This window comes from Rufibacter hautae (assembly GCF_008271695.1).
Taxonomy (GTDB): Bacteria; Bacteroidota; Bacteroidia; order Cytophagales; family Hymenobacteraceae; genus Nibribacter; species Nibribacter hautae.
Genome location: NZ_VKKY01000002.1, coordinates 568,540 through 581,254, shown reverse-complemented (window position 1 = coordinate 581,254; position 12,715 = coordinate 568,540). Strand labels below are relative to the sequence as shown.

Sequence of the window (12,715 nt, the reverse complement as noted above, 5' to 3'; positions counted from 1 at the left end):
GAGTTCGCTATTTAGCAGGAGAGCATGGCCTCATAGCTTGCTGTTGTTCCAAATGGATTTTAGTTTGTAAGCCGTCAACTCAAGTTTGGTTCCGTCCTTTTCTGCAAAAGTTTCTATTCCGGTCTGCGTGTCTGCGGGGTAAGTAAGCAGGGTGAAGACTTCTTTCCCTTCGTTGGTAAAAAGCTCAATACTGGATTTATCCACGTAAAAATGCATCCTGACTTTGCCCTTGACTGGCGTTACTTTGGCGGAAGTGGTCCGGGCAAATTTCTCAATGGGAACATCAGAACAGTTGGTGCGGTCAATGGTCAAAAGCTGCGTTCTGGTGTCATACCTCACGGCCACTTTCCTGCCGCTGCCCACGCAAAGGTTGAACCCAACCGTATTCTCTACCTCCGTGGAGAAGGTAGCGTCCAGTTCATACACATTCTCCGTGGGGGCAAATTTCTTCAGGGCTTCGGTTCCTTTGCTCAGTTTCTGCTTGAAAGAAACCTGCGATTCTCTGAGCGTCTCCAAGTTTTTGATGGGCTTCTGCACCAGGCGCACTCCTTCCGGGAAAGTTTTCAATTCCAGGTCTCGGGGGATGGACCAAAAGCCTTTCCCCCAACTGGTGGGAGCCAAGGGCGCGTAATCCCAGGTGGCTACCCACCCCAAAGAAGTTGTGGTCTTGAGGGTATTGTCAAAATCCATGAAGGTGCGGGAGGCGTAAAAATCAAGTCCCTGGTCTACATAAAGCGGATGTTCCGGATGGTCTTTGTCCAGGGTGAAGTTGGTCCCGTCAAAATCGCCCATGAAGTATTGCTCTCTGGCCCAGTCAATGGACACCACCATCACCCATTTCTTTTTATCCGGATTTCCGTCTACCGAAAGCTGGAAAATATCCGGGCATTCCCAAGCTTTTTCCTGGGCTCCTTTCGGCCCGAAATCACTAAGCCAGGTCCACTTCTTCAAGTCAGGAGAGGAGTAAAACTTTATTTTCTTTTCCAGGGCTTTCGCCACCACCATCACCCACTTGGAGGTAGGCGCATGCCAGAACACCGTGGGGTCGCGGAACTCGGTACTGCCGATATCCAGCACCGGGTTCCCCTCATAGTATTGGAAGGTTTTGCCGTCCTTGCTGAAGGAAATACCCTGTGATTGGTTCTTCGTCTTTTCATTGAAGAGGGTGTAGACCGCTATCTGGGTGTTAGGTCCGAAGCCGGCGGTGTTATCTTTGTCTACCAAGGCCGAGCCGGTGAAGTAGGCAATCCCTCCGCTGTCGCCTTTCATTACTTTGGGCGATTCCTCTTTGTAGTGCACCAGATCTTCTGAGGTGACCTTGCCCCACCAAAACATGTGGTATTTGTTTTGGTAGTACATAAAACCGCAGGGGTCGCCAATCCATCCTTTGGCCGGGCTGAAATGGTACTGGGGCCGGTAAGGCTCCTTATACACCTCAGGAGCCGCTTTCTGCCCGAAGCCAACAGTGGCACTGATCCCTAAAAGGCACGTAGCAACTAATCCTTTGAGATTGCCCATTTATATCTTGGTTTTAAAGCATTTCTGAATAAAAATTCTCAAAACGCAAATCAGTAAGTGCTTTGCCCCTGAGAGGAACCAAGCCCCTAAAGAGACGGCTGCTTTGGTTACCCCTCAAAAGCTAAACTCCCATTTTTGCAGTATTTCCTGTGAAAAGGATATCAAGCTGATGTAAGGGTCTTTTTGATAAATCGGGCAGAAAACGTCTTCTGCCCGATTTCAAAGATGGCTGATTAATACCCGGGATTCTGGGTGTAGAGGCCGGCAGAGAAGTTGATCTGGGCCTGCGGGATTGGGAAGTACTCATCACGGCCTTTCACAAAGCGGGCGTTTTGCAGGTAAGTTCTCACATCTTTTTCCTGCGCAAAGTATTCAGTGTTCAGCACCTGCTCCGCGATTCCCCACCGTACCAGGTCAAAGAAGCGCTCCCCTTCCATGGCCAGCTCCAACTTGCGCTCAAACCGGAGGGCTTGGCGGGCGAAATCCTGTGTCCAGTTCACGTTGGTGCCGGGCTGATAAGGCTCAATTTTGTAGTTGGCAGCGTAATCTGTTGGGCCAGCATTATTCCAGGCGAGAACATACTTGCTGTTCTTGGCTCTTTCCCGCACTCGGTTAATCAAAGGCACTGCTTCCATTTCCCGTCCTAGTTCAATCAGCGCCTCGGCTTTCCAAAGCAAAACATCGGCGTAGCGGATGATCTGATGGTTAAGCGCCGATCCTCCCCAAGGCCAGCCTTTCACCATGTAAGGCGACTCCGGCGACACTAGGAACTTCTTGGTGCTGTAGTAGCCATAAGTTGCTGGTTCACGCACCCAGGATTCATTGTATGGGCCACCGGTAAAGTTTTTCCAGCGGATTCCCAAGCGGCCCACGGTAAAGTCCAGGCGGGGATCAACTGAAGTCTGGAAGGCATCCTGTACCGTCACCAGATCGGTGTTGTTGTAGGTTTGCAGTTGTGGCAAACCATTAGCATCTGTCTTATAAGAGTTCACCAGATTTTGGCTAGGTTGGTAAAAACCATCCCCGTTATAGGCAGGACCTTTAGGGGCATTCAACAGGTTGCTCCAGTTAATGCGTCCGTTGGTGGTTCCGTCGCCGATGGAGTACTGAATAGAGAAAATTGACTCGATTCCGTTTTCGTGCTCCACCATAGATAACTGCTGAAAATCGGGCAATAAATCATATCCGCCTTGGGCAACCTGGTCGCAAAGACTCACCACCTGGCTCATCAAACCTTGGTCTACACTGATGACGTTGTGGTTTTCGTCCTGCTTATAGGCGCGGTATAAGGTTGCTTTGGCCTGGTAAGCCAGGGCAGCATACTTATTGGCTCTTCCTTTTTCAGTTTGGGTAAGTGGCAAGACCGCTGCGGCCGCGGCAAATTCACTTGCAATCTTTTCCAAGATCTGGTCGCGGGTGAACTCATCATTCTTGATGTTGATGTGTTCTTCAGTGGGAACATTTTCATCAAAGTAAGGGATCTTGTTGAACAGGCGGCTCAGCTCAAAGTAATAATGGGCCCGGAGAAATCTCATCTCGCCCAGCCTTACATTTCTCAAAGGAAACTGCTCATCAGTCATGGCATTCAGCACCCTGATGGCGCTGTTGGCGCGTTGCACGCTGATGTATAGGTGGTACCATTTCCGGTCTAATAACCCGTTGTTGGCGAAAACACCGGTAAAAGTCTCAAAGGCATGGTATTCCCCTATATCCCCAATCCCGCCTCCCCCTTTATATGCGGTCTCGGCCCGTACCTCGCCATAAATCCAGTTAGAGGTAGGCGATAAGAAAGCAGCATCTGACCCTTCTGGGCCGGCCAAAGCCGAGTAGGCAGCCGTACAAAGCGCTTCTACCCCATTGGGTGACTTCAGGATGTCCTCACTTAGCGTTCCCTTGGGCTTTGACTCCAGGAAATCATCTGAGCAGGAAGTGAAGACAAGAAGTAATGCTATGATTATGCAGTTATATTTCATGATAGTAGTCTTTGGATTGTTTGAAATGCTTAGAAACCAACATTTACCCCAAAAGTGACCGTGCGCGGAATTGGGTAAGGATACCCCAGGGTCTCAGGATCTGCGCCGGTGTATTTCGTCAGGGTGAACAAGTCTTGGGCCTGTAGATAAGCTCTTAGCGTTTTCACCCGAATTTTCCCTGAAATTGTGGCAGGTAAAGTATATCCTACCACCAGGTTCTTCAATTTAAGGTAGGAGCCGTTTTCAATGAAGTATTCTGACCCACGCCCTTCATCATTCAGGTTCACCGCAGTCAAGGCTGGAATGTCTGAGTCAAAGTTCTCTTCTGGGTTCCAGGCATCAAGCAATCTGGTGCCATGGTTTCCGGTCCAAAGCTGGAAGAAATCTGTGTAGAACCTGGCGTTGTTCCAGGCATCTCTTACCATGCCGGTAAAGAAGATGGAGGCATCAAAAGATTTGTAGTTCATGCCCAGATTCAAGCCGCCGGTGAACTTAGGAAGGTCAGTACCCAACCAGGTTCTATCCTTGTTGTCAATCACCTTGTCTCCGTTGATGTCTACATAGCGGATCCGGCCCAAGCCCTTGCCTGGCTGGTCTATTTCATCGTTCAAGTCTGCCTCGGTGCGGTATAGGCCATTGGTTTTATATCCCATCCAGGATCCTATTGGTTGGCCTACAATGCTTTGATCAAGCCCGTTACCGCCACCCCAGGTATACAAGATGTCTTCTGGCAAAGAGGTGATCCTGTTTTTGTAGACAGAACCGGTGAGGGTAATGTCATAGTTGAAATCGCTACCAATGCTGCTGCGCCAGTTAATGATGCTTTCAAACCCTTTGTTATTCATGGAGGCACCATTGTAGGCCATGTACCCACCTTCGCCAATGATGGCTATATAAGGCCGATCAATCAACATGTCTTCGGTGTCCTTATTGAAGTAGTCTAGGGTCACATTCAACCGGTTGTTCAGCATGGCTAGGTCAACCCCAAAATTGGTTTGGGTGGTTACCTCCCATTTGATATTCTGGTTTCCGGACCTGATTTTCACAATGCCGGTTGGGATCACCCCCTGGTTCACGCCGCCCAAGTCATAGCCGGCGGTGTTAAGGTTAATGCCGTACTTGGTATACGTAGCCTCATTATCCATCAGGTCATTCCCGGTCTTACCCCAGCTTGCTCTCAGTTTAAGGTCTGTTAGGATAGAAACATCTTTCAGGAAACTTTCCTCACTGATTCTCCAACCAGCGGAGACAGCCGGGAACACGGCCTCATTATTGTTCTTCCCGAACCTAGAGGAAGCATCCTGCCGCACGGTTCCGGATAGCAGATAACGATCCATGAAGGCATAGTTCACTTTCCCGAAGTAGGAAACCATGGCAGTGCGGGAAGCTGAGTTCCCATTCAGTTGCGCGCCACTTCCCCCGTTCAGGTACCGATAATCTATGTCTTCAATCAGGAAATTAACCCGGCGGCCGAAAAGCTCTTCGCTGGTATATTCTTTGGCCTCCATGCCCGCCAAGGCAGAAAAGGAATGTTCGCCTAATTGAGCTGTGTAGTTAGCCGTGTTGGTGAAAATGTATTCCAGGTTATTGCCGTTGGTGACATTCAGTATATTTAGGTCAACGGTGCGGTCCCCTTCTCTCCATCTGGGCTCAAAATTAGAGGCGAAGCTATTGTTGTAATTCAGACCCAAGTTTGTTCTCAACCGAAGGTTTTTTATCGGCTCCAATTCAGCGAACAGGTTACCGAAGATCCGCCATTGGTTGGATCGGTTCTCTCTTTGCTGATTCAACAACCGGATGGGATTGGGCTTGTCACCAAGACCCTGCGTGGGTCCGGCATAGCCCCCATTGATATCATACACCGGAATTAAGGGGTGTTGGGCTATCACTAATTCTTCAACTCCGCCGGGCTTGAACTTCTCAGTCCATCTGCTCACATTTACATTCTCTCCTATTCTAAGCCTGTTTTTGAAAAAGCCATAGTCTGAGTTCAAGCGCACATTGTACCGGTTGAAATTGGTGTACTTGATCAAACCATCCTGGTCAAAGTAATTGAAGGAGAGCGAGGCAGATCCGTTTTCTGATCCTTTGGAAACTGACACGTTGTAGTTCTGGAGAAGCGCGGTTTTATACACCTCATCTGCCCAGTTGGTATTGCCAGCTCTGATGGTTTTGTTCAGATCAATGAACTCAGGGATCACCGGGGTAGGTCCGCTACCATATTGATCATGGCGGGGCTGGACTCCGTCATTCTGGTATGCTTTCCAGTAAACATCTCCCCATTGCTGGGCATTGAGCATTTTTATGCCGGTGTGGAAGTACTGAGCGCTTAGCTGCGCGTCAAAATCGACCTTGATTTCGCCTTGCTTGGCTTTCTTGGTGGTGATGATGATTACCCCGTTAGCCGCCTGGGTACCGTAAATGGAAGCCGAAGCGGCATCTTTCAATACCTGAATGGACTCCACATCATTCGCGTTCAACAGCGTGGCCACATTGGCCCTCGTTTGCACGCCATCCACTACATACAAAGGAGTACTGTTATTGATGGTGGTAATACCTCTGATAGAAACCCCTGTTCCTACCCCGCCTGGTGTTCCGTCGTTCACTACGGTTACGCCAGGTAGGCGACCTTGCAGAGAAGACATTACGTTACCAGTTGGAATGCTGGTGATATCTTTCATCTTCACCACAGATACTGCGCCGGTGATGTCAGCTTTTTTCTCACTGGTATAACCGGTCACTACTACTTCTTCCAGGGCTTTGGCGTCAGTCTGCAAGCTGATCTGTACATTACTTCTGCCGTTCACGGGTACTTCCTGCGAGAGGAAACCGATGTAGGTCACCACTAATATGGAGTTGCTGGCTGCTCTTACCGTGAATCTGCCGTCGGCATCTGTCGCCGCACCCGTGGTGGTTCCTTTTACTACCACAGATACTCCTATCAATGGCTCATTCTTATCAGCTGAAACAACCTGCCCGGTTATCTCCCCTACATCTTGTCCTTTCACGGCCTGAGCCATGCAGAACAAAATGAGGACTAGGTGTAGGAATCTTTTCATATAGGTAAGGTTTTTAGATGTGAAGCTTATAAGGTTGCGTGTCTTTCTTCAGAGAATCTGGGGTGATGCTGGCAGGGTCATAGGTGGGCGTGGCTCCCCGTTGGGTGGCTACATACGCCCCAATAAGGCAGGCTCTCTCCAGGATTTGGTTCATGGGCTTGCCTTGGAGATGGTTGGTTAGAAACGTGGCCAAGAATGCATCGCCGCTGCCAATGGTGTCTTCTACCTCTACCTGGAAGCCTTCATGCTCAAAGAACCCATCTTGGGAGAAAGCCGCGGCTCCTTCATCGCCGCGGGTCACAATGACTAGCTCCAGCCCGAAATGCTCTTTGATGAACTGCATCTGCTGCACCATGTCGCCCTCGGTTCCCAGCCAGGTGCAGATCTCGGCCAGTTCCTGGTGGTTCATTTTCACGATATCGGCTAGGCCTAACAGAGCCAATACCCGCTCAGTAGTGTAATGCGGCGGCCGAAGGTTCACGTCAAAAACTTTCTTCTGGGCCAAGGACAGGTATTGCAGCAAGGCATCCTGGGAGGTGGCGCCGCGGGCTACCAGGCTTCCATAAATGAAAAGGTCGCTCTCAGAAACCAATTGCGCGGTGCGCTCCTCTAATTGGATGTAGTCCCAGGCCACGGGTTCCACAATTTTGTAAGTGACCTCGTTGCGGTCTGAGATATTGGCTTTTACAATGCCGGTGAGGTGGGTCTGCCCGGTCTGCAGGTAATCTGTGTTAATCTTCTGCTCCTGCAGAAAAGCCACGAGTTCTTTTCCCAGGTCATCGCTGCCTACCCGGCTCACCACCACCGGATCAAAACCGTTGTGGTGCAAGTGGATGGCCACGTTCATGGGGGCGCCGCCTGGCATTCTTCCGCTGGGCAGGATATCCCATAAGGTTTCTCCGAAACAAACTATCTTCTGGTTCATACAGGCTAAGGATTAATGGAATACAACGCTTTTTTCAATTTTCTCCAGGGAGGTACCTTTGGTCTCCGGCATCAGGCGCCATACAAACAGGAGTTGCAGCACCATCATGCCGGTGAAGATGAGGAAGGTATTGCCGCCGCCCAGGGTCTCTGAGATATAAGGGAAACTGAAGGCGATAATGGCAGCCATGATCCAGTGAGTGAAGCTGCCCAAGGCCTGACCCGAGGCGCGCACCTGGTTAGGGAAAATCTCAGAGATGAACACCCAGATCACCGCTCCTTGGGAGAAGGCGAAGAAGGCAATGTATACAAACAGGTAGATGGGAACTGCTATGCCGTTGAATTCCTCCAGGTAGAAAGCCTTCGCTACCAAAGCCAAAGTAAGGATTAGCCCCACAGACCCAATGAGCATGAGCGAGCGCCGACCGAACCGGTCAATCACGTTCATGGCCAAAAGCGTGAAAAGGAAGTTCACCAACCCAATGCCCGCCGAGGAAAGCAACGCCGATTCCTGCCCCAAACCTACCATTTCAAAAATGCGCGGCGCGTAATAAATGATGGCGTTGATGCCCGATACCTGGTTGAAGAAGGCGAACAGCACCGCTAGGGTAATGGGTAGGGAATATTTTTTAGAGAACAAAGCCGGCTTGTTGCCATGGTCGTCGCGCTCCTGCGCCGAGATGAGGATGTCGGCCACGATCTGGTTCACGTTGGCCCCGGGATTGGCAATCTGCAGGGTTCTTTTGGCTTCCTCCACTTTATCAGCGCGCTTGAGCAACAACCATCTTGGGCTTTCAGGCACCATGAGCACCGTTACTAGGAAGATAATGGAAGGAACCGCCTGGATACCCAGCATCCAGCGCCAGTCGTGCTCCCCTAGCCCAGCAAAGGCATAGTTGGACACATAGGCCATCAGAATCCCGAACACGATATTAAACTGGAACAAGGCCACCAGTTTGCCCCTTGATTTGGCAGGAGCAATTTCTGAGATATAAAGTGGAGCTGTTACCGATGAGACCCCTACCCCAATTCCGCCTAAGAAGCGGAAGATGAGAAAGGTATACCAGTCAGGGGCCAGTGCCGTGCCCACCGAGGCTAATAGATAAAGGACTGCAATCCCAAATAAGGTGTTCTTGCGCCCGAACTTGTCTGAGGGAATACCGCCGGTTAAAGAACCCAGCACCGTTCCTACTAAAGCAATGGCCACCGTTAGGCCGTGCTCAAACACATTCAGGTTCCACAACTGCTGAATTGCCTTTTCAGCCCCCGAAATAACCGCGGTATCAAACCCGAACAGGAATCCGCCCAATGCAACCACAATGGACCAGAAGAATACTTTTTTGCCTACCATGAACTTAAATGTTTTTCTCAAAGGTAGACGCCTGAAGTACTCTCCTATTTCATTAGAATCTCAAAAAGCATTCATTTTGATACTTAAAGGTTTTTATTTACAATTAACTGATTATCAGTTAATTAACCTATTACAATTTTATACCCTCTTTCGTATTTGTAACCAGTGTTCCAAAAATGATACATATTCCAAGGTTACTGCCCAGATCCAAAATGAGGTTTATCTATTTATAGCCCGTTTTTTGAAAATCATGCAGAAAGGAGAACCCAACTGTAAGGCATTTTAAGACTTTGCTAAAATCCTCCTCTTGAGTACCAAAGCCTCCTGTAACTTTATGGTTCTTTGCATTTTGGATTTGCCTTGAAATATCTTGACGCACAGAAGCCTGTAATCCTATATCATCTCTAACAAGCAGAAAGCCTTAGGAAAGTAAAATAGCGAGATTCCATTTATCCGATGGTTGTAAGTAAAGTGATTAGAGGAATGCTTCTAAGGCGAAAAGCACATCCCGTTTAGGGGCCGATTTCATAAAAACGGCTCCTAAACGGGATGTGCCTAATGGAAGTGAGGTCCTTTAAAACAGAACTCCTAAACCTGAGTCTTTTCTTTACCTGGTCTGGAGGCCTTGAATTCTGAGGGACTCATGTTGAAGTGATTCTTGAAGGCGGTAGAGAAGTAGGCCGGCGAAGAGAAGCCCACTTCGTACGCGATCTCTGAGATATTCATCTGGCTGTTCAAGAGCAGATGGCGGGCTTTCTTGAGCCGGGTATTCACGATGTAGTCGTTCAAAGAGTAACCCAGCAAGGCCTTCATTTTCCTGTACACATGCACCCTGGACATGCCCAACCCAGCGGCGATGTCATTCGCACTCAGGTCTGGGTTCTGCAGGTTTTTATCCACCAGCGCGGCCACCTCGTTGATGAACTTCTTATCCAATTGCTTTGGTTGGGCCGTCTGCGTTTTAGTGTCTACCGAGATGGCGCTATTATAATAGACTTTGAGCAGGTCCCGGTTTCTGATAAGGCCTTTTACCCGCTCCAGCAGGTAAAGGAAACTGAACGGTTTGGTCACATACAAATCGGCCCCGGCCTGGATACCATCAATCTTATGCTCCAAACTATCTTTGGCGGTCAGCAGAATCACCGGGATATGGGATGTCCGGACATCGTTCTTCAGGGCAGAAGTAATTTCCAAACCGTTTTTCTGCGGCAGGTTCACATCGCAGATAATCAGGTCTGGGATGATGTCAAAGGCCTGCTGCAAACCAAAGCTCCCCTGCGGCGCGTCTACCACGTTGAAATCGGCGGTAAGCCTGGAAACCAGGAACTCCCGGAGTTCTTTGTTATCCTCAATCACTAGAATGGTGTGCTCCTTTACAGTAGGTGAATCTTCCTGTGCCAGACTGCCCGTATGCAACTCCAAGTCCGCATCCAGGACACCGGCCATCAATGGCGCATTCTGCCCAGCTTTGGTGGTTTCCTGAACGATTTCCTCTTCTTTTAGGTGCTCTTTTCCCAAAGGAAGGCTAAAAGTGAAACGGGTGCCTTCGCGCTCTTTGCTCACCACCGAAATCTCGCCGTGATGCAGTTTGATGAATTCCTTGGAAAGCGCCAAGCCCAAACCGGTCCCCAGGCTGGCATTGTCCTCGGCGGTGTAAAACCGGTCAAAGGCATTGGCTACCTGAACGGGGGTCATGCCTTTGCCGTTATCCTCTACGGTGACCAGCACATGGTTTCGGTCATCAGACAATTCAATCAGCAGCGTGACGCGGCCATTCTCTTTGGTGAACTTGAAGGAGTTGGACAGCAGATTGAACAGGATCTTGTCTACCTTATCTTTGTCAAAGTACACGTTGATTTCCTTCAGCCGAGAAATGACTTTTAATTGGATGTGCCGCTTCTTGGCCAACCGCTCGAAAGACTGCACTACGTCCTCCACAAACTTCACTAACTCGTTCTCGGTGGCCTGCAGGCGCATTTTCTTACGCTCCACCTTCCTGAAATCCATGAGCTGGTTTACTAGTTTGAGCAAGCGCAGGGCATTCTGCCGCACCAGCAGCATGTCTTTCTTTAACCCGAGGGAAATATTGCTTTGCAGCGCGTCCTCTACCGGACCCAGAATCAAGGTAAGCGGCGTCCGGAATTCATGTGACACGTTAGTGAAGAACTTGAGTTTTGCCTCATTGGCTTTCTCGGCCTTTTTGGCCATCTCGGCTATCTCATTCCGCTGCTGCAAAATTTCACGGTTTTTGGCAATCAAGGCCCGGTTGGTTTCGTGCCGAACTTTCAGCGAGTACAGCGCATAAGCCCCCAGCACAATAATCACCGTCAAGCTAAACACCAGGATGTACAGCAGGGTCCGCTGGTTGTTGTAGATCTTGATCTGCTCGTTGATCTTGTTTTGCTGCCGGTTAATATTCTCTTCCTGACTGATAATCTTATTGGTCTGCTGTTTAAGAATATGGACGTTGCGCTCGTCAATAACGGTGGTGTTGAGGATGTTCTCCTTTTTAAAGGGGCGGTTATGCAGAATGTTGTAGGCCAGTTGGATGATCTCCTCCCCGCCCGTAGGGTACAGGAAAGTGGCATCCAGTATACCGTCTTCTACCAACTGCAGACCCCCGTTAGGACCACCCAACGCATCGAACCCGATGAACTTCAACTTGCTCTGGGCCTCAAAGCCGTTCAAGCTCTCAAAAGAGCCAAGCGCCATGACGTCATTGTGCGCAAACACCAGATCCGCGTCTTGGTGCTCTTTAAAAACAGCCGGGAAACGGTCTTTCGCGATTTCCTTTTCCCACTCGCCTTTCACCTGTGCCACTACCTGGACCTGCGGAAACTTATGGACGGCTTCCAGAAATCCCTTGTGACGCTCAATGGCCGGCGAGGATCCTTCCAAACCCCACACTTCAATCACCTTGCCTTTGCCTTTCAGTAGATTCACCACATAATCTCCGGCCAACTTACCAATCTGGAAATTATCGGCACCCACGTAGGCACTGTAAGAAGAGGAGTTGATTTTGCGGTCTACCAGTATGACTGGGATTCCTTTCTCAAAGGCTTCTTCCACTACCCCTGAGATAGGTTCAGATTCATTAGGCGACACAATCAGCAAATCAACCTTTTGGTTTATAAACTCCCTGATCTGCTTTATTTGGGTAGCGTTGCTATTCTTGGCGTCTTTGATTTGCAGGCTGAGTTCTGGGTGGAAAGATGCTTCACGGGCCATTTCTTTGTGCATAGCTTTCCGCCAGGCATCTCCCTCTGTGCATTGGGAAAAACCTATGGTAAACTCTTTCGTTTCCTGGGCCTCTCTGCAAGAAGCCAAAAAGGACACCAGGAGCAGAAAGAGTAACGCCATCCTCATTTCAAAAATCAACTTTCTCATCTACCGGTGTTTGCCTGCCTGTTTTTGCGGTGTTTTTTTGAAAACTCAATAAAACCATCCATCCTCCTGAGGAAAACTCAATTTCCCAACTCCTAAATTACGCTTTTTTAAAGAATCTTCAAATGGGATAGCGAGGACAGCCGGCGCGGCTAAAGGAATTGTTTAGAAAATTTACATCAAGAGCTTCAGGAGCAGAGGCACAGCGGCTAAGGTATCTGGTAGACGGGGAAATTTTCAGTAGGGCCAACTATCTACCTAAATACAAAGAGCCGAAAGTCGGAGACCTCGGCTCTTTATCTCTTTATGCCAGGGGCAACAAAATCTCCTTTTTTCTCAACTTGTTACCCGGACCAGAGGTAAACAAACAATTCTAAATAACGACTCACAGCAAGTCAATTAAGCAAATACCAAATTACTACTACTTACTTCCCCTATTCTATTGGTCTGCTTTGTCGTTTATTTCCATCAATCCGGAGAAGGGATAATACAATATCAAGAGACAT

The 12,715-nt window shown here is 49.2% G+C and carries 6 protein-coding genes; all 6 read right to left on the bottom strand.

From position 1 onward, the window contains the following. Window positions 1-30: 30 nt before the first annotated feature. Window positions 31-1,518, bottom strand: a complete 1,488-nt coding sequence (locus FOA19_RS11250; RefSeq protein ID WP_149090920.1) for a glycoside hydrolase family 32 protein — start codon at window positions 1,516-1,518, stop codon at window positions 31-33. Window positions 1,519-1,751: 233 nt separating this feature from the next. Then, a complete protein-coding gene (locus FOA19_RS11245) occupies window positions 1,752-3,491 on the bottom strand; it encodes a RagB/SusD family nutrient uptake outer membrane protein (protein WP_149090919.1) in 1,740 nt (579 codons plus the stop codon). 29 nt (window positions 3,492-3,520) lie between these two features. After that, on the bottom strand, window positions 3,521-6,550 hold the full coding sequence (locus FOA19_RS11240) for a SusC/RagA family TonB-linked outer membrane protein (RefSeq protein ID WP_149090918.1): 3,030 nt from the start codon (window positions 6,548-6,550) through the stop codon (window positions 3,521-3,523). A 13-nt stretch (window positions 6,551-6,563) separates the two neighbouring features. Continuing rightward, window positions 6,564-7,475 (bottom strand): carbohydrate kinase family protein, encoded by a 912-nt coding sequence (locus FOA19_RS11235; protein ID WP_149090917.1) that lies wholly within the window; start codon window positions 7,473-7,475, stop codon window positions 6,564-6,566. A gap of 12 nt (window positions 7,476-7,487) precedes the next feature. Continuing rightward, window positions 7,488-8,825: a sugar porter family MFS transporter gene (locus tag FOA19_RS11230; protein ID WP_149091906.1), complete on the bottom strand. Its 1,338-nt coding sequence runs from the start codon at window positions 8,823-8,825 to the stop codon at window positions 7,488-7,490. Between the two features lie 588 nt (window positions 8,826-9,413). Beyond that, window positions 9,414-12,185 (bottom strand): hybrid sensor histidine kinase/response regulator transcription factor, encoded by a 2,772-nt coding sequence (locus FOA19_RS11225; RefSeq protein WP_223808945.1) that lies wholly within the window; start codon window positions 12,183-12,185, stop codon window positions 9,414-9,416. Between the last annotated feature and the right edge of the window lie 530 nt (window positions 12,186-12,715).